Source organism: Peptoniphilus ovalis, assembly GCF_018919265.1.
GTDB classification, from domain to species: Bacteria; Bacillota; Clostridia; order Tissierellales; family Peptoniphilaceae; genus Peptoniphilus_A; species Peptoniphilus_A ovalis.
In genome coordinates, this window is the sequence record NZ_JAHLQO010000005.1 from 137,462 (window position 1) to 164,024 (window position 26,563).

Annotated in this window: 23 protein-coding genes; 4 read left to right on the forward strand and 19 right to left on the reverse strand. The window is 32.9% G+C overall.

Translation table 11 applies throughout. The annotated features are described in order from the left end of the window. Positions 1-62: 62 nt before the first annotated feature. The 3 genes from KQI68_RS08190 to KQI68_RS08200 form a co-directional block, all read right to left on the reverse strand. On the reverse strand, positions 63-1,787 hold the full coding sequence (locus tag KQI68_RS08190; protein WP_216549651.1) for a catalase: 1,725 nt from the start codon (positions 1,785-1,787) through the stop codon (positions 63-65). Between the two features lie 465 nt (positions 1,788-2,252). Next, positions 2,253-2,879 (reverse strand): cytidylate kinase-like family protein, encoded by a 627-nt coding sequence (locus KQI68_RS08195; protein ID WP_216549652.1) that lies wholly within the window; start codon positions 2,877-2,879, stop codon positions 2,253-2,255. A gap of 56 nt (positions 2,880-2,935) precedes the next feature. Further along, positions 2,936-3,832, reverse strand: a complete 897-nt coding sequence (locus KQI68_RS08200) for a DMT family transporter (RefSeq protein ID WP_216549653.1) — start codon at positions 3,830-3,832, stop codon at positions 2,936-2,938. A 113-nt stretch (positions 3,833-3,945) separates the two neighbouring features. On the opposite strand from KQI68_RS08200, the gene KQI68_RS08205 reads away from it, so the two are divergent. Further along, positions 3,946-5,364, forward strand: a complete 1,419-nt coding sequence (locus KQI68_RS08205) for a leucyl aminopeptidase (RefSeq protein ID WP_216549654.1) — start codon at positions 3,946-3,948, stop codon at positions 5,362-5,364. Positions 5,365-6,562: 1,198 nt separating this feature from the next. Here the strand turns inward: KQI68_RS08205 and KQI68_RS08210 are convergent. The 3 genes from KQI68_RS08210 to KQI68_RS08220 all read right to left on the reverse strand — a co-directional run bounded on the left by KQI68_RS08210 (position 6,563) and on the right by KQI68_RS08220 (position 9,501). Then, positions 6,563-8,566 carry a sodium-translocating pyrophosphatase gene (locus KQI68_RS08210; protein WP_216549655.1) on the reverse strand — a complete coding sequence of 668 codons (2,004 nt, stop codon included), beginning with the start codon at positions 8,564-8,566 and terminating at the stop codon, positions 6,563-6,565. A gap of 31 nt (positions 8,567-8,597) precedes the next feature. Further along, positions 8,598-8,822, reverse strand: a complete 225-nt coding sequence (gene secG / locus KQI68_RS08215) for a preprotein translocase subunit SecG (protein ID WP_216549656.1) — start codon at positions 8,820-8,822, stop codon at positions 8,598-8,600. A 91-nt stretch (positions 8,823-8,913) separates the two neighbouring features. Beyond that, complete coding sequence (locus tag KQI68_RS08220; protein WP_216549657.1) at positions 8,914-9,501, reverse strand: hydrolase; 588 nt, start codon at positions 9,499-9,501, stop codon at positions 8,914-8,916. A gap of 139 nt (positions 9,502-9,640) precedes the next feature. Between KQI68_RS08220 and gap the strand changes: the two genes are divergently transcribed. Then, entirely contained in the window at positions 9,641-10,660 is a 1,020-nt protein-coding gene (gene gap / locus KQI68_RS08225) for a type I glyceraldehyde-3-phosphate dehydrogenase (RefSeq protein WP_216549658.1), read from the forward strand. Positions 10,661-10,758: 98 nt separating this feature from the next. Beyond that, on the forward strand, positions 10,759-11,619 hold the full coding sequence (locus KQI68_RS08230; protein WP_216549659.1) for a PPK2 family polyphosphate kinase: 861 nt from the start codon (positions 10,759-10,761) through the stop codon (positions 11,617-11,619). A gap of 442 nt (positions 11,620-12,061) precedes the next feature. Here KQI68_RS08230 and KQI68_RS08235 read toward each other — a convergent pair whose 3' ends face one another. The 9 genes from KQI68_RS08235 to KQI68_RS08275 form a co-directional block, all read right to left on the reverse strand. Further along, positions 12,062-12,814: an iron ABC transporter ATP-binding protein gene (locus tag KQI68_RS08235; protein ID WP_216549660.1), complete on the reverse strand. Its 753-nt coding sequence runs from the start codon at positions 12,812-12,814 to the stop codon at positions 12,062-12,064. Beyond that, entirely contained in the window at positions 12,811-13,812 is a 1,002-nt protein-coding gene (locus KQI68_RS08240; protein WP_216549661.1) for an iron chelate uptake ABC transporter family permease subunit, read from the reverse strand. Before KQI68_RS08240 ends, KQI68_RS08235 begins: the two co-directional genes overlap by 4 nt. Further along, positions 13,809-14,816 (reverse strand): ABC transporter permease, encoded by a 1,008-nt coding sequence (locus tag KQI68_RS08245; protein ID WP_216549662.1) that lies wholly within the window; start codon positions 14,814-14,816, stop codon positions 13,809-13,811. The genes KQI68_RS08240 and KQI68_RS08245 overlap by 4 nt, the downstream gene beginning before the upstream one ends. A 14-nt stretch (positions 14,817-14,830) precedes the next feature. Beyond that, positions 14,831-15,859: a siderophore ABC transporter substrate-binding protein gene (locus tag KQI68_RS08250; RefSeq protein ID WP_216549663.1), complete on the reverse strand. Its 1,029-nt coding sequence runs from the start codon at positions 15,857-15,859 to the stop codon at positions 14,831-14,833. A gap of 287 nt (positions 15,860-16,146) precedes the next feature. Further along, positions 16,147-17,691, reverse strand: coding sequence for a citrate lyase subunit alpha (citF, locus tag KQI68_RS08255; protein ID WP_216549664.1), 1,545 nt, complete (start codon positions 17,689-17,691; stop codon positions 16,147-16,149). Next, positions 17,681-18,580: a citrate (pro-3S)-lyase subunit beta gene (gene citE, locus KQI68_RS08260; protein WP_216549665.1), complete on the reverse strand. Its 900-nt coding sequence runs from the start codon at positions 18,578-18,580 to the stop codon at positions 17,681-17,683. Before citE ends, citF begins: the two co-directional genes overlap by 11 nt. Before the next feature lie 4 nt (positions 18,581-18,584). Then, positions 18,585-18,866, reverse strand: coding sequence for a citrate lyase acyl carrier protein (citD, locus tag KQI68_RS08265; RefSeq protein WP_216549666.1), 282 nt, complete (start codon positions 18,864-18,866; stop codon positions 18,585-18,587). An 18-nt stretch (positions 18,867-18,884) separates the two neighbouring features. After that, positions 18,885-20,174: a 2-hydroxycarboxylate transporter family protein gene (locus KQI68_RS08270; protein ID WP_216549667.1), complete on the reverse strand. Its 1,290-nt coding sequence runs from the start codon at positions 20,172-20,174 to the stop codon at positions 18,885-18,887. Between the two features lie 256 nt (positions 20,175-20,430). Then, positions 20,431-21,357 (reverse strand): LysR family transcriptional regulator, encoded by a 927-nt coding sequence (locus KQI68_RS08275; RefSeq protein WP_216549668.1) that lies wholly within the window; start codon positions 21,355-21,357, stop codon positions 20,431-20,433. A gap of 135 nt (positions 21,358-21,492) precedes the next feature. Here KQI68_RS08275 and KQI68_RS08280 point away from each other — a divergent pair, with 135 nt between their 5' ends. After that, positions 21,493-22,791: a CitMHS family transporter gene (locus KQI68_RS08280; RefSeq protein WP_216549669.1), complete on the forward strand. Its 1,299-nt coding sequence runs from the start codon at positions 21,493-21,495 to the stop codon at positions 22,789-22,791. Between the two features lie 62 nt (positions 22,792-22,853). On the opposite strand, the gene KQI68_RS08285 is transcribed toward KQI68_RS08280, so the two are convergent. From KQI68_RS08285 to KQI68_RS08300, 4 genes are all read right to left on the reverse strand, one after another. Then, positions 22,854-24,044 carry an NADP-dependent isocitrate dehydrogenase gene (locus KQI68_RS08285; RefSeq protein ID WP_216549670.1) on the reverse strand — a complete coding sequence of 397 codons (1,191 nt, stop codon included), beginning with the start codon at positions 24,042-24,044 and terminating at the stop codon, positions 22,854-22,856. 71 nt (positions 24,045-24,115) lie between these two features. Then, positions 24,116-24,646: a citrate lyase holo-[acyl-carrier protein] synthase gene (citX, locus tag KQI68_RS08290; RefSeq protein ID WP_246541279.1), complete on the reverse strand. Its 531-nt coding sequence runs from the start codon at positions 24,644-24,646 to the stop codon at positions 24,116-24,118. Further along, the gene (gene citC / locus KQI68_RS08295; protein WP_216549671.1) at positions 24,633-25,625 is read right to left on the reverse strand and encodes a [citrate (pro-3S)-lyase] ligase; all 993 of its coding nucleotides are present in this window, start codon (positions 25,623-25,625) and stop codon (positions 24,633-24,635) included. The genes citX and citC overlap by 14 nt, the downstream gene beginning before the upstream one ends. Then, positions 25,612-26,442 (reverse strand): triphosphoribosyl-dephospho-CoA synthase, encoded by an 831-nt coding sequence (locus KQI68_RS08300; RefSeq protein ID WP_216549672.1) that lies wholly within the window; start codon positions 26,440-26,442, stop codon positions 25,612-25,614. The genes citC and KQI68_RS08300 overlap by 14 nt, the downstream gene beginning before the upstream one ends. Positions 26,443-26,563: the final 121 nt, after the last annotated feature.

Genomic DNA, 26,563 nt, shown 5'->3' on the forward strand with positions numbered 1-26,563 from the left:
TTACCTCCTATAAAATAATTGCCTCAGTTAAGAGGCAATCATTATTTATTAAATTATCTAAATTATAGTAGATAAGGGTCATTTTCCCAATCTGTAAGAGTTGTAGGATCTTCTACATTTGTATCTCTTCCTTCTGGTGGAAGGTCTTTTGCTGATTCTGGTTCAGCAGGATCTGTAGGGTAGTTTAGATCTTGATCTCTACTATTGTATTTTTCCCATTCATCACGAGAAGCAATGTCACTTGGTTCTAAGTCAACTGTATCAATATCAATTCCTAGAGCCTTAGCAACTCCCTTACCATATTCTGGGTCAGCAAAGTAGCAGTTTCTAATATATCTGTGTTTAATTTGCATAGTTGAGTCGCCCATGTTTCTTGCAGTATTTTCAAATAATACAAGTTTTTGCTCATCAGTCATTCTGTTAAATAACATTCCTGGTTGAGTAAAGTAGTCATGGTCATCTTCTCTAAAGTCATATCTCTTAACTTCTCCACCTTCATCATGTGGAATTTCAAGAGATGGTTCGTCTTTCCATGCACCATATGAGTTAGGTCCATAGTGAAGCTCAGCACCCTTATTTCCATCAACTCTCATTTGTCCATCTCTGTGGAAGTCGTGAGGGTGTTCTACACCTTGAGGTGAGTTTACTGGGATTTGGTGATGGTTTACACCAAGTCTATATCTTTGAGCATCTGAGTAGAAGAAAGCTCTTGCTTGAAGCATTCTATCTGGTGAAAGTGCAATACCTGGCACTATGTTTGCTGGTGAGAATGCAACTTGTTCAACATCTTGGAAGAAGTTGTCAGGATATTTATTAAGCACATACTCTCCAACTGGAATAAGCGGATAATCTTCCTTTAACCACATTTTAGTTAAGTCAAATGGATTTTGTGGATGATTTTCGGCTTGTTCTTCAGTCATGACTTGGATGTACATTTTCCATTTAGGGAAATTACCATTTTCAATAGCTTCATAAAGATCTCTACCTGCAGATTCTCTATCTTTACCATTTACCATTTCAGCTTCTTGGTCAGTTAAGTTTAAGATACCTTGCTGACTTCTAAAGTGAAACTTAACCCAGAATCTTTCGCCCTTGTCATTATACATAGAATAAGTATGTGACCCAAATCCATGCATATATCTTAATGATGATGGAATACCTCTATCACTATTAATAATAGTAGTTTGAAGAAGTGATTCAGGAAGACTTGACCAAAAGTCAAAGTTTGTATTGGCACTTCTTAAATGAGATTTCGGATCTCTCTTAACAGCGTGGTTAAGGTCTATAAATTTCATTGGATCTCTAAAGAAGAAAACAGGTGTATTATTTCCTACAACGTCCCAGTTTCCATCTTCTGTGTAAAATCTAACTGCAAATCCACGAATATCTCTTTCAGCATCAGCTGCACCACGTTCACCTGCTACAGTTGACATTCTAGAGAAAACTTTACATTTATTGCCAACCTTGCTAAAGATTGCTGCCTTTGTATATTTTGTGATATCATGAGTTACTGTAAATTCGCCCCATGCACCCCATCCTTTAGCATGCATTCTTCTTTCAGGTATTACTTCTCTATTAAAATGAGCTTGTTTTTCAAAAAGCCATAAATCTTGAATTGATATATGTCCACGCTTTCCAGCTGTCATTGAATCTTCGTTATTATCTACAACTTGACCGCCAGCACGCCTTAAAGTAGGATCTTCATTAACATTTTGATTTCTACTTGGGACTGGATCTCCGGCCTTATTCTTAGCCATTGGGTCCATTTTTTTCTTATCGTCTGCCATAATTACCTCCTAATTTTAATTTTAAAATATATATATTTATATGAATATACATTTATATTATACCCTTTGATTTTTTTAATACTCAAAATAAGAAAACTTTGTTTATAAATTGTACAATTTTAAAATTAAGTAAATAAAAAAACTGCTAATCTAGCAGTTCAGATTATTGACAATTAAAACCCACTATACATTTGAAAAAAGCCTAACAAATAGAGTTGTCTTCACAAAAGAAAAGAACCATACTAAACTTCGATATGAGATCCACTTTTGTTTCGGGATTATATTGGGAAGAGGGCTGCCCTTTAGGGCTGTCCTCGCAAAAAAAGCATCAAAAGAAAAAAGGCAACTCTAAAGAACAGCCTACAAAGTTTAAAGCTGTATTTGTACATATCTTTACGTAAAAAATAGGTGTGATTTTGTTTTCACACCTACTTTGTCAACGTTATGAAACTGCTAATCTAGCAGTTATTTTTTAATCTTTGAAACTTCAATTATTAAATTTACAATTTCATCTAAATCAAATTCCGATGAATTTAAACATATGTCATAGTTAACTCTGTCGCCCCAAGTCTTTCCAGTGTTTCTACTGTAATGATTTGAGCGTCTATTGTTTTCACGAGTTAGTTTAAGCTCAAGCTTTTCTTCTTTTATATTATATACATTTAAAATTCTCTTTTCCTTAAATTCTTCCGATGCATATATAAAAACTTTAAGTTTTTCATCAGTCTCTAAGACAAAGTCTGCACACTTTCCAAAGATTACAGCCCTTCCCTCTTTTTCGATTTCTCTTATAGTTCTAGAATCTAAAAGAAATGCAGCATCATTTGCAGCCATGTCCTCTTGAGAATAGGAATAATTTTGTCTGTATAAATCATAAATTGTACCTTGCAAGAAAGAGTCGTCCTTAGTTATATCCTCAGGTTTTACTTTCTTTTCAAGACTCATTAACTCGATTAATTTTTCATCATAGAATTTATAATTTAATTTTTCAGCGACTTTTTTTGCAATTTCGTTGGCGCCACTTCCATATTCGCCATCAAAAGTAATTATATTTTTAGATTGTTTGTTAAATATTTTATCAAAAAGTGACATCTTACCACCTCTTCTAATTTATATTATATATCATAATAAATCATTGTGAAATATATCTAAAATTTTTCTGAATGTATTGTAAAATATTTCTCAATGGGAATTTGTGCAAGTAAAGTAGCAATAAATATTAAACTTGCTCCAGCTATTTCTCTTAAGTCCATGGCTTGGCCAAGGATAATCCAACCAAAAAGTGCACCAAAAACTGATTCAAGTGAAGAAATCATTGATGCGATAACTGTGTCTAAATCTTTTAAAGCAATTAGCTGAATTGTAAAACCAACTCCTGATGACAAAATCCCAACATATAAAATTGTCACATAGGATTTTAAAATATTTATTAATTCAAAATCTTCTATTAAAAGTGCAATTACATTTGAAATCACCGCGCACATTAAGAACTGAATTAACGAAACTAAAATTGCATTTGTGCCAGTTGAATACTTTGAAAGAAGCATCATGTGCACTGCAAAAGCTATTGCAGATAAAATTACTGTAATATCTCCTAAATTTATGTCAAAACTTTCCTTCACAGATAATAAATAAGTTCCAATAATTGCAATTACTATACAAATTATAATTTTGGGTGGAATTTTCTTTCCTAAGAATAAACTGATTATAGGGATTACAACTATATAAAGAGCAGTTAAAAAACTAGCCTTACCTGCAGTGGTATGTAAAAGTCCAATTTGTTGTAAATTGATAGAAATTGTGAATACAATTCCACAAATCATTCCACCCCTTATAGTTTTTTCTTTGCTATAATCCTCAATTATCATCTTTTTATTAAAAAATAAAAATGTAAGAATTAAAAACACAACTGCAACATAAGACCTTGCTGCTGTAAAGGTAAAGGGTCCTATTAATTCCATTCCTTCAGTTTGTGCTACAAAGGCAAGTCCCCAAATTATTGATGTTATAAATAGCATTATTACAGCTTTAAATTCTCTAGTCATAATCTCACCACCTGATAATTATCATATCACAAACTTTTCTTTTAAAAAATATTTATAAAGGGCTAAACTAGAAGTTTTTTTAATCTAATGTATAATATGAATAGAGGTGAATTATGATTAAATTTAATTTGTATAAAGAGGGTGGACTAAAAGTTCACTTTTTAAAAAAAGATGAAACAATAGAAGAATTTAAAAGTTTTCTTGATAAAAAAGAATTTTCAGGAAAATTAAAAGAAATTTTATATCTTCCAAGTGCTAATGAAGACTCTCATGTATTCCTTGGACTTGGTGAAGATGAAATTAAACTTGAAGATATAAGAAATATTTTCTTTGATCTTGGAAATTTATTTAGAAAAAATAAAGAGCATGAAGTAGAAATTAAAATGCCAGAGCTTGGAATTTGCAACAAAAAGACAATTATGGCAGCATATGAAGGACTTCGTCACAGTGAATATAATTTCACTAAGAAATCTGATGCAAAAGATGAAGATTTTGAACTTACAGTGAATTATTCAGCTTTTAAGGGACCTGAAGAAAAGTTAAGACAAGGTCTTGATACTATGGAAAATATTATGGATGGAGTTTTCCTTGCAAGAAATCTTGTAAATGAAACTGCAAATATAATTTATCCAGAAACTCTTGCTAACATTGCAAAGGAAAAGCTTGAATCTGTTGGAGTAAAAGTTACAGTTTATGAAGAAGATGAAATCGAAAAAATTGGCATGAAGGCCTTTTTAAATGTTGCAAGAGGTGCAACTAATAGACCAAGGCTTATTGTCATGGAAATTAATAATTCCGATGATGAAAAAATGGCCCTTGTTGGTAAGGGACTAACTTATGACTCAGGTGGATACAATATTAAATCCCCATCAGGAATGAATTTCATGCACTGCGACATGGGTGGAGCTGGAACAGTAATTGGAACAATGTATGCCCTTGGAAAATCAAAGGCAAAAGTAAATGTAGTTGCAGTTGTGGCAGCTTGTGAAAATATGATTTCAGGAACATCTTACAAATCTGGTGACATAATTGATTCTATGAAAGGACTAACTATTGAAGTTCTTAACACTGATGCAGAGGGAAGAATCACACTTGCAGATGCAGTTCACTATGCTACAAATGATTTAGGTGCAAAGAAAATAATTGATTTAGCAACACTTACTGGAGCAGTAACAATTGCTCTTGGAGAAGAATACACTGGAGCTGTTACTAATGATGAAGAGTTTTATAAAGAAGTATTAGAAGCAGCAAAAGTTTCTGGAGAAAAAATCTGGGCATTCCCATATGATGATGCTTATAAAAATCTGAACAAATCTGAAGTCGCAGATTTAAGAAATACAACTGGAAGAGATGCAGGATCAATCACTGCGGGACTTTTTGTGGGAGAATTTGTAAAAGAAAACACACCTTGGGTTCACTTAGACATTGCAGGTACAGCTTATAAAAATAAAGCTGAAGGGTATCTACCTAAGAGAGCAACTGGTGTGCATGTAAAGACTTTATTTAATTTATTAAATCCAACAGATTGCTAAAATAATTTAATTAGAAAATTTAAAAATAATATTAGAAATGGGTTGTTTTAACAAACAGCCCGTTTTTATTTTAATAGGGACAGTCCCCTTTTAAACTTGGTCAGGGACAGTCCCTGAATTACTATTGACACCCACGTTTTTTTTGATAACATTTTCATATAATATAAGGAGGTTTTATTTATGAATAATACTAGAGTTCCTGATTACCATTGTCATCCTGCTTGGGGCGATACTTGCCAAGACTAATATGAAATTTAATATTAAAATTGTAATTATAGCTATTTTCATAGGAGCTATATTATCACTCATTATTAATGGAATATTTGAAGGAATAGTTGGTAAAGACATAAAGAGTTTTACATCCAATAAAGTAAAAACCTATATAACAAATACAAAATAAAATTTATAAAAAAATGAAAATGGGCTGTCCTAAAGGACAGCCCATTATTTTTTAAACTTGGTAAGGGACAGTCCCTGAAATTTTTAAAATCTTATTAGAGTGCAACTACTTCTTGAAGTGTAAAAATCAAAATAATTTTTGACAATAATTAACCGACTTATCAAGTAGTAAGCAAAAAGGTCGAAGACGTTTCGCGACTCATGAAAAAAAGCTCCTTATTCAGTCACTTTTTTTCATTCGCATGCATAAGGTTATTCATCAACTCAGACTCTTAGCAGTCTTCGTTGTGAATATCGTTAATCTCGTGACTTGTCACTCGATTAACTACCATTAAAATTTTCAATTGTTTGAGCGAACGCAGTGAGTGAGTTTGCTTGACCTAACTCAATTTGTGAAACAAATTGTAAGTAGGTCAGCGGCAACCACTTGCCAACGAGAGGAGTGAAGCGAACTCGAGTTGGTGCAAGTGTCTGACTAAGAAAATTTAGTCGGAGACCTTTTTGCGTATTAATGGGACGGGCCCCTACCAGGCCGTTTAGGTGTAAAAGGGATGCTCGAAGGGGAAAAGGAAGATTCGGATGAAGCCCTAGCCAAAATCTTTGATTTTGTTGCAGGTCTCATGCCACTATTTGTCCAAATCTTTGATTTGGGTACAAATATCGGCTACGTCCTAATTCCCCTTCGAAAATGAATATAGAGCTATAAGTTTTAAAATATTTAATCAAAATAATGAATTATAAAACATATGTATGTAATTAAAAAATCTGTTAGAGTTTAACCCCTAACAGATTATTTTAATTATAGTAATATTCCACCATATGCTACGAATAATGGTGCGAATACAAGAGATACAACAGTTATAAGTTTTACTAAAATATTAAGTGAAGGTCCTGATGTATCTTTAAATGGATCTCCTACAGTATCTCCAGTTACAGCAGCTTTATGAGCTTCTGAACCTTTACCACCGTGAGCTCCACCTTCTATATATTTCTTAGCATTATCCCATGCACCACCGGCATTTGACATAAAGATTGCCATTAATACACCTGTGATTAGAGAGCCTGCTTGAAGTCCACCTAGTGCTTCTGTTCCAAGAAGAAGTCCAACTAATACTGGAACAACTACTGCGATAAGTCCTGGTACAACCATTTCTTTAAGTGCAGCACCTGTAGAAATATCAACACAAGTTGCGTATTCTGGAGTTGCTTTTCCTTCCATAATTCCTGGAATTTCTCTAAATTGTCTTCTTACTTCATCAATCATTTCTGAAGCTGCTTTACCTACAGCTGACATAGTCATTGCTGAGAAAGCAAATGGAAGCATACCACCAATAAATGTTGCTGCTATAACTTCTGGCTTAGAAACGTCGATTCCTTGAAGTCCTGTTGCATTGATATAAGATACGAATAATGCAAGAGCTGTAAGTGCTGCAGAACCAATTGCAAATCCCTTACCAATTGCTGCTGTTGTGTTACCTACAGCATCAAGTGAGTCAGTTATATCACGAACATCTTCTGGAAGTTCACACATTTCTGCGATACCACCAGCATTATCTGCGATAGGTCCGTAAGCATCTACTGCAATTGTCATACCTGTTGTTGAAAGCATACCAACTGCTGCAAGTGCAATTCCGTAAAGTCCATAAATAGCTTCTGTAGCTCCGCCTGCTCCGATGTAAGCTGCAATTATTCCTGCTGCTATTACAACGATTGGCCAAACTGTTGACATCATACCAACGGAAAGTCCAGCGATAATATTTGTAGAAGCTCCTGTTTCAGATTCTGCTCCAATTCTCTTAACTGGTGCATAATCTTCTGATGTATAGTATTCTGTAAATTTAGAAATAATAAGTCCAACTACAATACCAATGATAACTGGTGCAAATGGTGTAAATGAACCAAAAATGTAATTAGATAAAAGTGCTGAAGCAATCATTGTTACAATTGCTGATACATATTCTCCAGTGTTAAGAGCTTTTTGTGGATTTTTGTCTCCTTTTACAAAGAATGCTGCTACAATTGATGCTAAAATACCAACTGTTGCAACAAGAAGTCCAAAAGTAACTCCATTTGTTCCATAAGCTACAACTCCAAGAGTGATAACTGATAGAAGTGCTCCAACATAAGATTCGAATAAGTCAGCTCCCATTCCTGCAACGTCCCCAACATTGTCTCCAACGTTATCTGCAATAACTGCAGGGTTTCTTGGGTCATCTTCAGGAATTCCTGCTTCAACTTTACCTACAAGGTCAGCCCCAACGTCTGCTGCCTTAGTGTAGATTCCTCCACCAACTCTTGCAAAAAGTGCAATTGATGAAGCTCCTAATGAGAATCCTGTGATGATTTCTGTTTGACCATCTGTTAAGAAGTAAGCTACTGATATACCAATGATGCCAAGACCTACTACACACATCCCCATTACTACACCACCTGAAAAAGCTACATCAAGTGCTTTTCCAAGTCCTGATTTCCAAGCTGCGTTTGCAGTTCTGACATTTGCCTTAGTGGCAACTCTCATTCCTACATAACCAGCTGCAACTGAGAATATTGCTCCTGCAACAAAACAAATTGCAGTTGGAACTGATTTTAATCCCACTGCTAAGATAATTGCAAGTACGATTACAAATACTACAAGAGCTCTGTATTCTCTAGTTAAAAATGCCATTGCTCCTTCGGAAATGTAAGAAGAAATTTCTTTCATTCTTTCATTACCTGGGTCTTGCTTAGATACAAAGCTTGCCTTATAAGCTGCGAATAATAAAGCTAAAACCCCAACAATAGGAGCTAGATATAAAATATCCATTGCCGTAAATCCTCCTTAAATTTTTTTGAAATTAAATTGCTGCAAGTACAATAAGCGCAATTGCAAAAACAATACTAGTTGTAATAACAATTCTGTTTTGAATGTCTTTTTTACTTGAACCTTTATAATTACCCCAAGAGCTAGTTTCTTCACCTTGAAGAGTTCCTAGACCTGCTTGTTCAGATTCCATTTGTGCAACTATAGCTATTACGATAATGCTAGCAATTATAATTATAATAGATAATAAAGTTTGCAAACTTAAACCTCCCTTAAATTTCTATAACATATAGATTCTATCACAGTAAACCTCTAGATTCAACGAAATAATCTTAATTTATGGCAATTTTTTAACAAATCTCTTTAGAAATTTCTGCTTCTATTTCATCTTCTTTCTCTTGCATTGCAATAAGAGTTTTTGTAATTAGTTCATCTAGTTCCCAGCCAAGCATTTCTGCTCCATTTTTTATGACATCTCTTGAGCAACCTGCTGCAAATTTCTTGTCTTTAAACTTTTTCTTAACACTTTTTAAATTCATATCCTTTGTGCTTTTTGATGGTCTCATAAGAGATGTAGCATAGATAAGTCCTGTAAGCTCATCAGTTGCATAAAGCACCTTTTCCATAAATAACTCAGGCTCAACATCAGTACAAATTTCATATCCGTGAGAAACAATGGAATGAATTAGCTCATCAGTTCCCCCATTTTCTCTAAGAATTTGTGGCGTATTGTCTAGATGAGTTTCTGGATATTTTTCAAAATCCACATCGTGTAGTAGTCCTACAATTTTCCAGTAGTCTTCATTTTCTGCATCGTATTCTTTTGCAAAATGACCCATGACATTTTCAAGTGTAACTGCATGTCTAATGTGAAACTCATCCTTGTTGTATTCTTTTAAAAGACTCATCGCTTTTTCTCTTGTAAATCCTGATTGCATATTATCATCTCCAAACTATTTTAAAATATTTTAACACATTTGGACTTTGTATCACAAATTTAGAAATAATCATACTATGGTTTCACTTTTTGTCGGCTGTGAGATATAATAAAAGTGACGAATATAAGAGGAGGTTTATATGAAAAATAATGTTGGCATAATGGGTTTTGGTAGAATTGGAAGAGATGCTCTAAGAATATGGGCTCTTCGCGAAAATAAAGAATTCAACATAACTCATGTTGCTGTTAGAAATGTAGAAAAAACTTTAAAGGAAAGAACTCATCTATTTAAATTCGACTCAATTTATAGAACTTATCCTGGCGAAATTGAATTTACAGAAGATGGAATGGTTGTAGATGGCCATAAAATTACCTTTGTTGAATCAAAGACTCCAGAAGAAATGAACTGGAGAGAACTTGGCGTTGATGTAGTTATTGACTCATCAGGTGCTTTTAAAGACGAAGAACAAGCTAAGGGTCACATCAAGGCTGGAGCAAAAAAAGTTGTCCTAACTTCTCCAGGAAAGGGCGACATTCTTACAGTAGTTATGGGTGTTAATGATGATAAATACGACGCAGAAAAACACGACATCATTTCAAATGCAAGTTGTACTACAAACTGTCTTGCTCCTATTACAAAAGTTGTCCTTGATAACTTTGGAATTAAAAAGGGACTTATGTCTACAGTTCATGCATATACTAATGACCAAAACATTCACGATGCTGTCCACAAAAAGGATATGAGAAGAGCAAGAATGGGTGCTGAAAATATAATTCCAACTTCAACTGGAGCTGCAAAGGCAGTTGGAAAAGTTATTCCAGAAGTTGATGGAATCTTAACAGGATTTGCTCTTAGAGTTCCAGTTCCAACAGGATCACTTGTTGATGTAACTTTCGAACTTGAAAAAGAAGCTACAAAAGAAGAAATCAATGCTGCAATTAAAAAAGCATCAGAAAATGAATTAAAGGGAATTCTAGAATATTCAGAAGATGAACTTGTATCTTCAGATATTATTGGAAACAAACACTCGTCAATATTTGATTCTCTTCTTACAACAGTTAACGGAAATATGGTTAAACTAATCTCTTGGTATGACAACGAATGGGGTTATACTGAAAGAGTTATAGACTTAACAGAAAAAATTGTAAAATCACTTTAATCATAAGCTGCCTAGTGCAGCTTTTTTATTTTGTTAAATTATAATAATTGGGATATATATTATAGTAGAAACGAAATGAAAAAAAGAAAGGAAGTATTATGAATAAAGATTATTTTAAATTAACAGGCGAGAAAATAAATATCGAAGATTTAAGCAGAGAAATTGTGAGTGATTCTAAAGATGAAGAAATTAAAAAAGAATTATATGATGAACTTGTCCCTAAACTAAGAGAACTCCATGCGAAATTATTTGCAGAAGCAAAGTACGGAATCTTAGTTGTGCTTCAAGCAATAGATGCCGCAGGAAAAGATGAAATTATTAAATATATTTTTTCAAACCTAACACCACAAGGACTAAAAAATACTTCCTTTGGTAAGCCAACGGAAGAAGAAGAGAGCCACGATTATTTGTGGAGAATAAATAAGGGACTTCCTAAACGTGGAGAAATTGCGATACTAAATCGTTCTTATTACGAAGACATTATCTCTCCAAAAATTTATGACACACTTGATAGTCTTCCAGATGAAATAAAAAATGATCCAGAACTTTGGAACAAGAGATACAAGCAATTAAATAATTTTGAAGAGTATTTAGATGAAAATGGATTTAAAGTTGTTAAATTTTATTTCCACGTTTCTAAAGATGAACAAAGAAAAAGACTTCTTGAAAGAATTGAAGACAGTACAAAAAATCACGAATTTTCATTTTCTGATTTAGAAGATAGAGATAATTGGGATAAATATCAAAAAGCTTTTGAAGAAATGCTTAACAATACATCAACTGAAATTGCTCCATGGTATGTGCTTCCAGCGGATAACCCTTGGTATTCAAGAAAAGTTGCAACACTTGCACTAATTGATGTGATTAAGAAGATTAATCCTAAGTTTCCTGAGTTTTCTGCCGAGGATAAAGAAAAAGCAGAAAAAATTGCCGAGCAACTAAAAAATAAGGAGATTTAATTTTTTAAAAAAATTAAGATAAAGATTTTGTTTTAATATTTTTTTAATTTTAAAACATAGTTAAAAATAAACTTAATATTTATAGTAGGGTATGTAACTGTGCCTAATAAGCAAAAAAATTGGTCATGCGTTAAAAATTTTCAACTGTTTGAGCGAGCGTAGCGAAGCGAGTTTGCTTGACCTAACTCAATTTGTGCAACAAATTGTAAGTAGGTCAGCGGCAACCACTTGCCAACGAGAGAAACGAAGTGAACTCGAGTTGTTGCAAGTGTCTGACTAAGAAAATTTAGCATGGCCGATTTTTTTGGACATTCAGCAGCGTTTGGGTGTTAAGGGGTGGCTTGGAAGGGAAAAGGACGATCGCAACGTCCTAATTCCCCTCCAAAGTAAAAGAAAAAGTTTTATCTGTTCATAAATCCTTAATTTTAAAATTCATTATAAATTAATATATAGCTACAGGGCCATGTGGACCATTAATTATTTCTATATCTGTATCAAATATTTCTGAAAGCACTTCTTTTCTCATCACTTCTTCAGGCTTTCCAAATTTTATCACTTGTCCTTCTTTCATGCAAAGTATATAATCTGAATATTTTGCGGCAAAGTTAATGTCGTGAAGCACTGTAACTATTGTCTTTTTAAATTCTCTTGTTATTTTGTAAAGGTGATTTAACATTTCTTGTGATCTTCTAATGTCTAAATTATTTAGAGGCTCATCTAAAAGCACATAATCTGTCTCCTGCGCAAGAACCATTGCTACATAGACTCTCTGTCTCTGTCCTCCAGAAAGCTCATCTAGATATCTATTCTCAAGTTCTTTTAGCCCAAGAAAATCAATATACTTTGAAATTATCTCTTCATCTTCTGTATTTATTCTTCCCTTAGAGTACGGAAATCTTCCAAATCCAACGAGTTGTCTTACAGTTAATTTTGTAACGAAGTGATTCTCCTGTCTTAGAATTGCAATTTTCTTTGCAAGTAAATCTGTCTTTGTCGTATCAATGTTATTTTCTTCAATAAATATATTTCCGCCATCTTTATCTAAAAGCCTTCCTACCATTAGAAGTGTCGTGGACTTTCCGGCTCCATTTGGTCCAATAATTGATGTAAATCCTCCCTTTGGAATTTCTAAATCAATTGGTCCAATTTTAACTTCCTTTGAATAATTTTTCTCTAGATTTTCTATTTTTATCATAGACTTTCCTTCCTCATAATTACAAATAAGAATAATATTCCGCCAAATAATTCAATAATTATTGTAACAACTCCCATTGCACTAAACACATGATACATTAGAAAATATGCACCAAGTAGCACAACATATCCTAAAAATAAAGACATGGGAAATATAAATTTGTGATCAAAACTTGGACAAAATTCATAAGTTAATGTTGCAACTAAAAATCCAAAAAATGTCAATGGACCAACAAGCGCCGTGGAAACTGAAATTAAAATCGCAACTAAAATAAGTACATAGATTGCAGATTTATTGTGCTTTAAACCTAGATTTATACTAGTATCTCTTCCAAGCGTCAAGACATTTAGTCTATTGGAGAATAAAACTACAAGAATACCTGCGATAATTACAATTGGAATTGCCACTGCAAAGTATCTTGAATCCGAATTATTTACTGATGCAAAAAGTCTTGCTTGTAAAAGGTCAAACTCCGATGGAGATAAAAGTCTTCTTAAAAATGCCGAAAAACTTTTAAGCCCTGTTCCAATTACAACACCTATTAAAAGCATAAAGTGAAGATTTCCATATTTTCCTGATATCATAAATCCATAAAGAAGTAAACTCACTAAGACCATAATTCCAATTTGAATTACAAAGGAATCCACTCCATTAAATTCTAAAAACACATTCACTCCAAAGATATACATAATTATTGTGTGAATCGCAGAATAAACTGCTTCAAATCCAAGAAGCGATGGGGTGATTATTCTATTTGATGTAATAGATTGAAAGCTAACTGTGGCTAAACTTTGACAAGTTGCTGCAATTAGCATGGCAATTACAGCATCGATTCTTCTTCTCACAACTGGAAGAAATGATGGCGAATCTATTGGCACTGGATTTTTATATTTTATTAAAAGAAAAATAAGCATAAAAGTTAATATAGCTAAAGAGCTCATAATCAAAATATATTTTTGTAAATCTTTTGGATTTCTAAAGGATTTTGCACTTCTCATACTCTTCTCCTCTTATATAAAATAAGCCCAATAAAAACTGCTGCTCCAACTGTTCCAAGGATAAGTGAAACAGGAACTTCAAAGGGCATAATTATAGTTCTTGAAATAATATCTGCCGAAGTCGTAGCTATCATCCCCATGAGACAAACCCATGGCAAATTGCTTCTAAGGTCATCTCCGCGAAAAATACTCACAAGATTAGGAATAATAAGTCCCAAAAACGGAAGATTCCCAATAACTGCCGCAACAACTCCTACGGCAAGGCTCACAAGTGATGTGCCAAGTAAAATAATTCTATTATAATCAAGGCCTAAATTTGTCGCTACATCTTCGCCAAGCCCTGCAATTGTAAGTCTGTCTGCGATTAAAAATATAACTATTGTAATAATAATTATAAAAAACAAATACTCGTATCTTCCCCTTTGCACTGAAGAAAAAGATCCTGCAAACCAAACTTCAAGAGACTGAGTCATATTAAATACAAGTCCCACAAAAGTTGAAATACTTGATACGACTGCACCAATCATTATTCCAATTATGGGAACTATTAAAGAAGATTTAAGTTTTATTTTTCTCATAAATAAAAAGAAAATCATAGTTCCGCAAAAAGAAAATAAAATTGCAAATCCCATTCTAAACATTAGACTTGCATCTGATTTAAATATATAGGCACACACTATCCCAAGTCCTGCCCATTCAATTGTACCCGTAGTAGTTGGCTCGACAAATTTATTTTGTGTCAAAAGTTGCATTACAACGCCTGATATTGCCATGGCTGAGCCTGTTAGCATTAGTGAAGCTGTCCTTGGAATTCTAGTTATAAAAAACATTTCCTTTCCAAATTCTCCGCTAATGTCATAAACTCCAGTTAAAAGAGAAATAATTGCAAGTGAAATAGTAATAATAATTGCCACTATAAAAGGAATTGTAAATAATTTCTTTTCTTGATAAGAATGAGGCCCAATATTTTGAGCCTCTTTCTTTTTAAATATTTTATTAGTCAAAGTTTTCCTCACTTTTATTTAGAAAAAGCGTCCTTTAATTCGTTAAATAATTCTGTGAAAGTTTGAATTGATTCATTCGTGTAAGTGTCGTTAGGTGCATAAACTACCTTGCCATTTTTAATAGCATTTGTGTTTTGTAGAGCCTGTGCATTTTCAATTACATCTTTTGCAGGCTTGCTTGTAGCTGCATCTGATGTAGCTGCATCTCTATCAAGAACTAATAGATAATCAGGATTTGAATCTGCAATTGCTTCAACAGACACATCATCACCCTTGTGGTCTGATGATGAATCAGCAATTTCTAAAGCTGGTGTCCAATCAAACACATCATAAAGTGGTCCCCAAACTCTACCTGAATGAGGTGCTGAGAATCCAATTTCTCCACCTGAAACAACAACTGACATTATCTTTTCACCATTGTAGTTTTCCTTTGCTCCAGCTAATGCATCTTGGAAATCAGAAACAATTTTTTCAGCTTCATTTTGCTTGTCAAAAATTTCTCCTAGAGCAAGAGTTGAATCAGTAAATCCTGCTAATAAACTTTCTCCAGCATTTCCTTCTTTTCCAGAAACATCAAACCCTAAATCAATAACTGTTGCATTTGGTACAAGTTTTTTAATATCATCATAATATTTTACAAATCTTTGTCCAACAATTACAAGATCTGGATCAGCTGCTGCAAGAACTTCTAGATTTGGTTCTCTGTGGTTTCCAATATTTTCTACAGATTCATCTTTAACATAAGAACTTTCTGATGGCATTACATCCTTTGGTGCTGCAAGAAGTTTTACGCCAAAAGCTTCTAGAGTATCATAAGTTCTGTTGTCAAGAGAAATAACCTTCTCAGGATTTTTCTTAACTTCAACTTCTCCATGAACATCAGTAATAGTTACAGTATCTGTAGAAGAAGCCTTAGCTTCATTAGTTTCTGTCTGAGCATTCGCCTTAGCATTTGCATTTGCCGGTGCTTCATTTTTTGCACAAGCAGTAAGTAATAAAAGTGCCGACGCCATTATAGTTATGGCTTTAAAATTTTTTTTCATTATGTATTCCTCCTATTTATTTATAAATGATAAAAATTATTAACTTCTGAGAAGAGTTTAACATAAATGATATTTATATTCAATAGATTTATAGTAATTTATTTATAAATATTTTTTCAAAATTTTTAATATATGTATTTTTAATGCTTTTATAAAACAGTAAAATTTTTATATAAATAACTTTTTATACAATACTTTTTAAATAAATTAACACGTAAAAAAAGAGAAGCTCTGAGGCTTCTCTTTTAGTATGGTTATTATCTTCTTATTTTGTTAAGCTTTTTTTATTAAGCTTCTTTTTTAATTACATCAATTATAGAACCATCTCTGTATTCTACAACTGCTACAATTTCATCAGAGAATTTAATTTCATCAGGTTTTCCTGTTAATTTTTCTGCCATTTTTTGTAATTCTTTGATGTCAATTGTTTCAAGTCCTGCTTCTTTAAATTTTTCAACAAGATCTTGTCTTCTTGGGTTAACAGCAATTCCGTAGTCAGTACAAATTACATCTACTGATTCTCCTGGTGTACAAACTGTTGTTACTTTATCCATGATAATTGGATTTCTAGATCTTACAAGTGGTGCAAGTACAAGTGATACTTCTGCTCCAGGTGCTGTATCTTGGTGTCCACCAACTGCTTGGTTGATAACTCCATCTGATCTAGTCATTACGTTTACGTTAAAGTCTGTATCAATTTCAAGTGCTCCAAGTAATACGAAATCAAGTGTATTTACTGCTGGAGTTGGATTGTTAGGATTTGCATATGATGATGCTGTTTGTTCAAAGTGTTTTGGATTTTCTCCAATTGATTTTGCTGCATCAAGGTCGAAGGATTGTGTGTCATAAATTCCATCAACTAAGCCTTCTTCAAGCATTTTTACCATATATCCTGTGATACCACCAAGTGCCATAGATGCTTTGATTCCATCTTTCTTCATGTCTTCACGAAGAAGTTTTGCCACTGCAAGTGTTGATCCTGCTGCTCCAGTTTGGAATCTAAATCCATCTTTGTAAAGTCCTGCTGCTTTGATGGCTTTAATTGCGTTATTTGCAATTAGTAAATCTCTTGGGTTGTCGTTAAATCTAATTGATCCAGATACAATTCCCTTTGGATCTCCAATTGCTTCAACTTCAACTACATAATCTACATACATCATTCCAATTGATGCTGGAATATTTGGGAATGGTACAAGGTTGTCAGTAATTGCTACTACACAGTCTGCATATTGTGCATCTACTATTGCATATCCAAGTGATCCACAAGCTGATTTTCCATATCTACCATTCATATTTCCGTATTCATCACAACAAGGTGCTGCTAAGAAAGCAACGTCAATGTGAAGTTCTCCATCTTCAATTGCTCTTGCACGTCCACCGTGAGAACGAATGATACAAGGTTTTTTAAGAACTCCTTGAGAGATTTTTTCTCCAAGTTCTCCTCTAAGTCCAGAAGATTGAATTCCTGTGATTACCCCTTGTTCTATAAGTGGAATTAATTTGTCGTGACATGGTGAAAGTGATGATGGTGCTAAAGTAATGTCTTTAATTCCCATATCTGCAATAACTTGCATTACCATATTTACAACATAGTCACCATTTCTTAGGTGGTGGTGGAAAGATACAGTCATTCCATCTTTAAGTCCACTCTTTTTAACAGCTTCTTCTATTGAGCCTAAAAGTTTCTTTTCTTTATTTCCATATCTAATTTTAGGAGATGCTTTTCTATCAGTTCTAAGATACTTACCTTCCCCTTCAAAAGGATGTAGCTCTCCAATACCTTCAAGGTATTCTGGGATATCTCTTCCTACAGCATTTTTATTATAGTTCATCAATATCCTCCTTTCTTAAAACTCCACTAGCAACTGCTAAGTCTAAAGTTCTTTGTGCTCCTACAACGATAGGACCATCAACCATTTTTCCATCAACAGAGATAACTCCAGAACCACGTCTTTCAGCCTCTTTAGCTCCTGCAATAATTCTAAGAGCTTTGTTGATGTCTTTTTGAGTTGGTGTGTAAACTTCATTTACTGCAGTGATTTGTTTAGGGTGGATTACACTCTTTCCGTCAAATCCAAGATCTTTGATAAATTGTACCTCTTCTTTAAAAGCTTCCATATCATCAAGATTTGTATTAACTGTATCGAAACATGCAATGCCTGCGTTTCTAGCAGCTAAAACAATTTGGCTTCTTGCGGCAAAAAGTTCCCATCCATGAGCTGATCTAGTAGTTTTAAGATTAGTTACATAGTCAGCAGCTCCAAGAGCGATACCCATCATTCTAGGAGAAGCTTTTGCGATTTCAACTGCATTTAGTACACCAGTAGGTGATTCAATAGCTGCCATCATAAGTGTTCTTCCTTGGCATCCTATTTCTTCTTCTACTTCTGTAATAATTGCATCTACATCTTTTACATCTTGAGCAGTTTCTGATTTTGGAAGTCTAATAACATCTACTCCAGCTTTAACAACTGCTTCAATGTCTTTTCTACCAAATGGAGTATCAAGTGCGTTAATTCTTACAACAACTTCTGTATTTCCGTAATCAATTGTTTTTAACGCATTGTAAACTAAAAATCTAGCTGCATCCTTTTGATTAATACTAGTTGCATCTTCAAGGTCAATCATTATTGAGTCTGCACCGTAAATATGTGCATCTGTAATATTTGCTGGATTGTTTCCTGGAAGAAACATCATAGTTCTTCTAAGTCTTTCTTTCACACTATCACCCCCAAGTGTATTCTTCAATTTCAGCTGCTCTATAGCAAGCTGCTTGAACTCTTGCTTTAATAGTATAGTCAAGTGCTCCTTTGTCTACTGCGACAACTTTTGCACCTTTAACGCCTAGTTCTTCTAAAGTTTCCTTGATTACATTTTCAATTTGTCTTCCAAATTGTTTTTTAACTGAACTGTCAAGTTCAATGCTAATACCATCTGCATCACTAACTGTTATTAGGATGTCATTAGATTCTAAGGTACCAGCCATAGCTTCTTTTTTAAGTTTCAAGATATCCCTCCTAATGCTCTACATGAGCGAACCAAATAATATTGATCCTATTACTAAAATTATTCCTCCACCAAGTCTTGATGAAAGTTGAGCATAACTCATAAGGTCCATTCTGTCAGCAGCTCCTAGAACTGCAATGTCTCCTGAACCACCTCTGTTAGCCATACATAGACCTGCTGTTACAGCAGAGTCAACAAAGTAAAATCCAACTAATTGTCCAACTAGGCCTGATCCTATTACAGCACCTACTACAATTAAAAATGCCATAACTGTATTTGCTAAAGTGATTGCTTCTTTAAGTTCAAGTAAGTCAGTTTCAACACCAACACCAACCATTACAAGAATAACGATGTTTTTAGTGAAGAATGATTGAACTTCTTTAGCTGCTTGTCTTAAATATCCTGGGATAATTCCCAAAGCATTTGCAAGTGCAACTAAAACTATCATAAATGCAAATGGGTGAATTGGAACTGCTGGAACTAGTGGATCCCAAATCTTATCTGCAATAAGTCTACCTAATTGATAAAAAGTTAGGGCCATTAAAATTGCTCCAACATAATCTTTTAATTGAGTTGTGAATTTTTCTTCAGTAGTTGAAATTTCTGGAGCATTTCTCATAAGAGTTTTTCCATCGCCTGTAAGTTTTGAATTCTTTTGTCCAACCTTATTAAGAATACCACCAGCTATAATAGCAAATATGTTTGCAATAGTTAAAATTGAAATTGCAAAACCATAGTAATTAGCAGCTGCATCTCCAGTTACCTTTTCATAAATTTGTGAAAGAGGAACTGCTCCTGCTCCATTACCTCCACCCATTACTGGAAGAACGTATTTAAGAACAGTATCTGCAGGTGATACTCCAAAAATAAGTCCACCAGCAATTCCAAGAATAGCTGCTCCAAGAACCCCACCTAAGATTGCAGGGATATAACCAGCAAAGGATTTAACCATTAAGTCTCTATTAAGACCTAGTAATGATCCTGTGATAAGCATAATTATAAAAAAGTTTAAAACTCCCATTGGTTTAGAGTTTACACTTGAGATTAGTTCTGCATATTCAGTAGGTATAACACCAAAATAATTTAAAGCTGCAGTACCTAAAAATGCAAGAACAAGTCCACCGCCTACATATGTGTTCCAGATTGGAATTCTTTCTCCAATTTCATAGAGAATAATACCGATAGAGAACATTAAAGCTACCCCACCAGCTAAGTCTGTTGACAAAACTCCCAAATATGTCGCTATAAATACTAAAATTGCGAATGCTAATAACATTGGAAGATTAAGTCCAAAATATTTGTTTTTCATAAAACAACCCCCTTATAATTAATAATACACTACAAGTAGTTTATTATTCAAGGAATTTGAAATATATTTTATCTCTTTATCATAAGAAAAAATTGTTATGCTTACAAAATTTTTTATGTTTAAATTTTATTAAATTATTTTATATTTTGTGTAAAGTAAATATAAATTTCCAATAAAATATTTTGATACTTAAAATTATATGACAAAAGACTGCCCCCGAACCAATTCCATTGTAGAATAGTCTCATAACTAATCATTATTCTTTATTTTTATAAATTTCTTTTATGCTTTCAATTAATACAGAGCTTGCTTGAGATTGATAGACATGAGGAATTGTCATAATACACTTAAGCCATGTGTTTTCTTCTGTTCCTATTAAATCATAAACTTCGTGGTTATCTGAATCCTCAAAAACATCTATATAATCATTTGCGATGAGAGTAAAACCAAGTCCCTTTTCCACAATTCTTTTTGCAGTTTCAAAAAGTTTTGTGGTCATTATTACAGTGGGCTCAAAATCATAATCTTTGAAAATTCTGTCTTGAACTTTTCTCATTCCCCTGTTTTTTTCAAGGAGAATAAACTTTTCATCTTTTAAGTCTCTAAGATCCACAAATTTTTTGCCATCTTTTTCAAAAAAATTATCAAAGTTCTTAGAAAAATCTTTAGGAGTTATAAGCACAAATCTATCTTCTTTTAGAATATCGTAATTTATTTTGCCGTTTATATTTTTCTTGTGAACATGAGTAAAGGCAAAGTCAACTCCACCATTAAGAGTTAACTCTTCAAGTTGTGGGGTGTTTTCTTCTCTAATTTCTATTTCAACATTGGGATATTTTCTATTAAAATCTGGAATTATTACTGGCAATACATTTGCTCCAAGATGTCTTGTTATACCAATTACAACTCTACCTGATTTTAATTCATTAATATGAGTTATTTCAGATTTAAAGTCGTTGTAAATATCAAGAATTTCCTTTGCCATTAAATAATATTTTTCTCCAGCAAAGGTAAGCTTCATTCCCCTAGGTTGCCTTATAAAAAGTTCAACTCCAAGTTCATTTTCAATTTTTTGAAGAGATTGACTAAGACTTGGCTGCGCAATAAATAATTCCTTTGCAGCAGCTGAAATTGATTTAGTATCTGCTATTGTCTTTATGTATAGAAGCTCTTTGTCGTTCATTTTCCCCTCCTATAGGTTTATCCTATATCCCATAATTTAAATAAATATTAGATTAATTTAATTTATAATTATATTCTATATAATAAGATAACTTAATGTCAAATGGGCATTATTTTTAATTTTAGGAGGTATTATATGTTATCATTGGTAGGCTTTTTGCTAGTATTTGCAATTATAGTTTTACTACTTAAGGGCAAGATGAGTCCTATTGTTGTACTTATTTTAATCCCAAGTATTGCTGCTGTACTAGTAGGAACAGATTTAGAGGGATTAAAGGAAATGATTGGCGCAGGTATGAAGACCGTGTCCAATAACTCTATACTATTCATATTCTCAATTATATTTTTCTGTGTAATGAGTGATGTTGGTGTATTTGATGTAATCGTTGATAAACTTGTTGCAATGGCTGGAAATAATGTTATTTTAATTACTGTTGCTACAGGTATTATTGGAATTATCGCTCACCTTGACGGTGCTACTGCTACAACAGTACTTATTACAATTCCAACAATGTATCCAATTTACAAGAGAATGGGAATTAGACCACAAGTGCTACTTTGCTTGACAGCATGTGCAATGGGAGTTATGAACTTACTTCCATGGGGTGGTCCAGTTGCAAGAGCTGCAACAGTTCTTGGAATTGATGCAACAGGACTTTGGTTAAAACTTATCCCAATTCAAGTTTTTGGTATTGTTTGTACTGTAACACTTGCAGTTATTCTTGGAACAATTGAAAAGAAAAGAGGAGCAGGAACAACTCTTAAAACTTCTTCTGAAGAAGTAGAAAAGACTAAAGAAGAACTTGATCCAAGATTTCAAAAACTTCTTCCAGTTAACGTAATTTTAACAGTACTTGTAATTGCTGCACTTATGGTTGATGTTCTTCCATCATACTATATCTTTATGATTGGACTTTCACTTGCACTTTGCATCAACTATCCAACTCTTAAATCACAAAACGAAAAGATTAAAGAGCATGCTGCTTCTGCACTTACAATTTCTGCTACAATTCTAGCTGCTGGTATCATGGTTGGTATCATGGACGGAACTGGAATGATTGAAGCTATGGCTATTACGCTTACAAATATTATTCCTGATTTCTTAGGAAGATTTACTCACTTAATCTTTGGATTCCTTGCACTTCCTATGGGAATGCTTGTAGGAACAGACGCATATTTCTTCGGACTTATGCCACCAATTATTGAAGTTGGTAAAGCCTTTGGTGTTGAAGGAATTAACACTGCAATGGCAATGTTAATTGGAAAGAACGTATCACTTATGATTTCACCACTTGTGCCTGCAACTTACCTTGCACTTGGTCTTGTAGACAACTTAGAACTTAAGGATCACATTAAATTCTCATTTAAATATCTATATCCTGTGAGTATTCTAATGGTAATTGCTGGACTAGTATTTGGAATTATACATCTATAAAAAATTATCTGCTGATTAAGTCAGCAGATTTTTTTATGAAAAAATCGAGGCAATTGCCCCGATTAATTTAATCTTTTCTTCAAATATTCATTTACCTTTTCTATAAATTCAAGATAATTAACTTTCGTATAATTTTCTTTATTATAACTTTTTATAAGATCTCCTGTTATAAATCCATTCTCTATTGTCTCTCTAACAGCTTGTTTTAATTTCACTCCAAAATCATGTAGCTCTTTATTGCTGTCTAGTTCTCCTCTTTTTTCAAGTCCTGATGCCCATGTAAATATTAGTGCAACTGAATTTGTAGATGTGATTTCTCCCTTTTGATATCTTCTATAATGTGCAGTTACTGTTCCGTGTGCAGCTTCATAAAGATAAGTGCCATTCCCAATTATTGCAGATTCCATCAGTGAAAGTGATCCATATACCGCTGATATTAAGTCACTCATTATGTCGCCTTCATAATTTTTAAGTGCCCAAAGTATATTTCCTTCGGATTTCATAATTTGTGCAATGGCATTGTCTACTAAGTAATAATTGTATTCTATTCCAAGTTTTTCAAATTCATCTTTGTAATTTTCGTAAGTTTTGTTAAAAATTTCTTTAAATACTGAATCATATCCTGGAACAACTGTATCTTTTGTTGAGAAAATTAAGTTCATTTTCTTTGAAATTGCATATTCAAAAGATTCCTTTGCAAAATATTTTATTGACTCTACCTTATTATATTGTGTCAAAAATATTGCATCATAATCTGGAGAGTATTCATATTTCTCTTTTCCATCTATAGAAACTTTAAGTGTCTCTCCCTTTTTTACATCAAAGGATTTTGAAACATAAATATCTCCAAAAGAGTGTCTTGCTATTGCAATTGGTTTTTTCCAAGTTGGCACCAAAATGTCTAAACAGCTGAATACAACTGGTTCTCTAAACATCACTCCGTCAAGATATGCTCTAATTGTAGCATTTGGAGATGGATAAATTCTCTTTAAATTAAATTCTTCTACTCTATCTTCATTTGCCGTAATTGTGGCACATTTTACTCCAACCTTGTGTTTTTCAACTGCCTTTGCAGATTCTAATGTTACTTCATCATCAGTTTCGTTTCTGTTTTCTATGGAAAGGTCGTAATAATCTATATTTAAATCAATATAAGGTTCTAATAATTTTTCCTTAATGTCCTTCCAAATGACTCTTGTCATTTCATCTCCATCCATCTCAACGATGGGAGTGTTCATTTTTATTTTTTCCACATTATCACCTCTTTATAATCATAACAAAGATTTTAAGTAATAATGTATATCAATTTTGTATAAAGATATAATTATTTCCTATGGCAATTTAATTGATTTCTCACAAATTCTTCAAGTTCTTCTGGACTATGGGTTTCATCTTTTATGCAGGCTCTTGCTTTTTTATCACAGATAAAACACTTTCTCTCGCCTAGCCCTAGATTAGATCTTGAAATTTGTTTGAAATCTTCATTGTATATATCGATATCAAGTATTCTATTTATCTTTTCAGATTCTTCGTATTTTACCATTAATTTTTTCACAAAATTTGCATCGCAATTAAATTGACAAATGTATTCCATTCCAGTTTCTATATTTTTATAACTTTCTTCTATTATTTGTATTTTATTTTCTTCTAAAATTTTTTTAATCTTTTCTATATTATATAGATGAAAATCCACTGCATCATTGAAGTTTTTTTCCTCACCAGGAATATTTAGCATAAATGAAAGAACTGGAAGATGATTTTTCTCGATTAGTTTTTTAATCTTATAAAATCTTCTTTCCTTTGCATCTAGCATTTTCATCATGCGTTTTTCTTGCTCTTTACTAAAATCTCTCATTTATAATCTTTTTTCCTTCTTCAGATTTAAGTGCCTTTATTGTAGCTTCAGGCAGGTATTTAAAAGCTTCTTCAACTTTACCTTCTGCAATTAATGCTCTAACTCTTGATGCTGATATAACTTCTCCGTCGCTTTCAATTCTTGGAATTTCAATCAATTCTACTCCATATTGAGGTAAAATTTTCTTCATAGTTTCGTTGTAATTTTTTGTGACAACATCTTTTATTTCAGTTCCAACAAATCTCTTTTTAATATTTAAAGCCTTAGCAAAATATCTTCCAAAGATTTTTGTGTCAAGTTCAGAATATGCCTTAAGGATAGTTTTTTCATCTTTATAAAAATATGTTGGGAAAGTATTTTTAGAAATTATATAGTCATTTCCTCTGTGAAATACAACATCATCAAATCTTGAAAGTTCCTCTTTTACAATTTTGTATCTAAATTCAAAGGGAAACTTAGAGCCATCCTCTTCAACCATAAATACATGAAGAAGTTTTGAATTTTCACGAGCCTTTTCAATTAAATATAAATGACCCTTAGTCATTGGATTAGCATTTAGAACTATTGCACCCGATTCTCTATCATCTTTAATTTCTTCTAAGATTTTATAAAGCTCTTCAATTCTATTGTCAAGAAGTGCCACATCTTCAGTTTGTTCAACAAGTGAAAATCCAAAATCAGAGAAAATTTTTATATTTCCAGGCTTTGTAAAGATAAATAGATGATTGTTTCCTCTATTGTATTGGTATTCAAGAAGCATTGTGATAATTGTATTTGTAATTCCCATGCCTTGGTAAGTTCCATCAATGGCAAAGCACTTCAGTACTCTTCCTGCTGCAGATCCAGTTCCTATTATCTTATCTCCATCTCTTGCAACAATTGTATATTCAATGTCTTTTTCGTAATTAATATCGAAGTCTTTTAAGAATTTTTGAACTTCCTTTTTTTCAAAATTCATAAGTTCGCTATAATTTATCATAATTTTCCCCCAATAAATAAAAATACAAAGTCAAAATCAAAAAGTCAGCACATCCGCCTGGGCTTAGATTTCTCCTAATAAATTCATTGTTAATCTCGTTTATTTTAATCATGCCCTCACTTGTTTTATAAAGCTCATTATGAAGAACATAATCTGCACTCCTTTTTAAAAACTCAAGACCTTCAAGTCCACCTCTTTTTATAATATTTGAATCTTCAATAAAACTCATAAAATAAAAAAGAGTTCCTGTAAGAGCATAGTCAAATTTTATTTCTCTATTCTTTTCTCTTAAAAATCGAAGACCTAGTAAAGCTTTTGAAAATCCATCTTCAGCTTCTTCACGAATTCCCTTAACTCCGTATTTTTTGTAATTTTTCTCGCCATGAGTAATTGCCTTAGAAGTGTCGAGTTCTGAAGTTATTCCTTTATTTAAATAAGCTACCCTTTTAATTACCTTTTCAAAAGAGAAATTTTCTCCTCTAAGTTCAATTGCCGTTGCATAAACCATTAGTCCAAGTGAGAAAATTATTCCCTTGTGAGTGTTTACTTCTCCAGTTGCCTCAAGCATTTTATCTTCATAAATTATTCCAAACTTTCTAAGTTCTATAAAATCTTCGCCATCTGAAACTTCACCAAGTTCAAAGGCAATTTTAAAATAATCATGTAGTGCAATTGAAGACTTTATAAAATCTATGTAGTCCATGTCATCATGTGAGCCTGGATTTAATAAATTCACAAGACCAGGTTTTGGACTAAGTGAAACTTCATATAAAAGAGCAAAGGTCGCAATCCTTGCAATATTTTTCGAATCTATCATAATCCCTCCAACTTCATTATAATAAATAAAAAAAAATCTATCCATAAATTTAGATAGATTTGCCATTCTTTTATGTAATAAGATAATAGAAAAGCCGGGAATGACCCGGCATCTATATCAA

What these genes read in the sequence shown, in the direction of transcription:
- KQI68_RS08190 (WP_216549651.1), bottom strand. Translation starts at nt 1,787, where the DNA reads ATGGCAGACGATAAGAAAAAAATGGACCCAATGGCTAAGAATAAGGCC.
- KQI68_RS08195 (WP_216549652.1), bottom strand. Translation starts at nt 2,879, where the DNA reads ATGTCACTTTTTGATAAAATATTTAACAAACAATCTAAAAATATAATT.
- KQI68_RS08200 (WP_216549653.1), bottom strand. Translation starts at nt 3,832, where the DNA reads ATGACTAGAGAATTTAAAGCTGTAATAATGCTATTTATAACATCAATA.
- KQI68_RS08205 (WP_216549654.1), top strand. Translation starts at nt 3,946, where the DNA reads ATGATTAAATTTAATTTGTATAAAGAGGGTGGACTAAAAGTTCACTTT.
- KQI68_RS08210 (WP_216549655.1), bottom strand. Translation starts at nt 8,566, where the DNA reads ATGGATATTTTATATCTAGCTCCTATTGTTGGGGTTTTAGCTTTATTA.
- KQI68_RS08220 (WP_216549657.1), bottom strand. Translation starts at nt 9,501, where the DNA reads ATGCAATCAGGATTTACAAGAGAAAAAGCGATGAGTCTTTTAAAAGAA.
- gap (WP_216549658.1), top strand. Translation starts at nt 9,641, where the DNA reads ATGAAAAATAATGTTGGCATAATGGGTTTTGGTAGAATTGGAAGAGAT.
- KQI68_RS08230 (WP_216549659.1), top strand. Translation starts at nt 10,759, where the DNA reads ATGAATAAAGATTATTTTAAATTAACAGGCGAGAAAATAAATATCGAA.
- KQI68_RS08235 (WP_216549660.1), bottom strand. Translation starts at nt 12,814, where the DNA reads ATGATAAAAATAGAAAATCTAGAGAAAAATTATTCAAAGGAAGTTAAA.
- KQI68_RS08240 (WP_216549661.1), bottom strand. Translation starts at nt 13,812, where the DNA reads ATGAGAAGTGCAAAATCCTTTAGAAATCCAAAAGATTTACAAAAATAT.
- KQI68_RS08250 (WP_216549663.1), bottom strand. Translation starts at nt 15,859, where the DNA reads ATGAAAAAAAATTTTAAAGCCATAACTATAATGGCGTCGGCACTTTTA.
- citF (WP_216549664.1), bottom strand. Translation starts at nt 17,691, where the DNA reads ATGAACTATAATAAAAATGCTGTAGGAAGAGATATCCCAGAATACCTT.
- KQI68_RS08270 (WP_216549667.1), bottom strand. Translation starts at nt 20,174, where the DNA reads ATGAAAAACAAATATTTTGGACTTAATCTTCCAATGTTATTAGCATTC.
- KQI68_RS08275 (WP_216549668.1), bottom strand. Translation starts at nt 21,357, where the DNA reads ATGAACGACAAAGAGCTTCTATACATAAAGACAATAGCAGATACTAAA.
- KQI68_RS08280 (WP_216549669.1), top strand. Translation starts at nt 21,493, where the DNA reads ATGTTATCATTGGTAGGCTTTTTGCTAGTATTTGCAATTATAGTTTTA.
- citX (WP_246541279.1), bottom strand. Translation starts at nt 24,646, where the DNA reads ATGAGAGATTTTAGTAAAGAGCAAGAAAAACGCATGATGAAAATGCTA.
- citC (WP_216549671.1), bottom strand. Translation starts at nt 25,625, where the DNA reads ATGATAAATTATAGCGAACTTATGAATTTTGAAAAAAAGGAAGTTCAA.
- KQI68_RS08300 (WP_216549672.1), bottom strand. Translation starts at nt 26,442, where the DNA reads ATGATAGATTCGAAAAATATTGCAAGGATTGCGACCTTTGCTCTTTTA.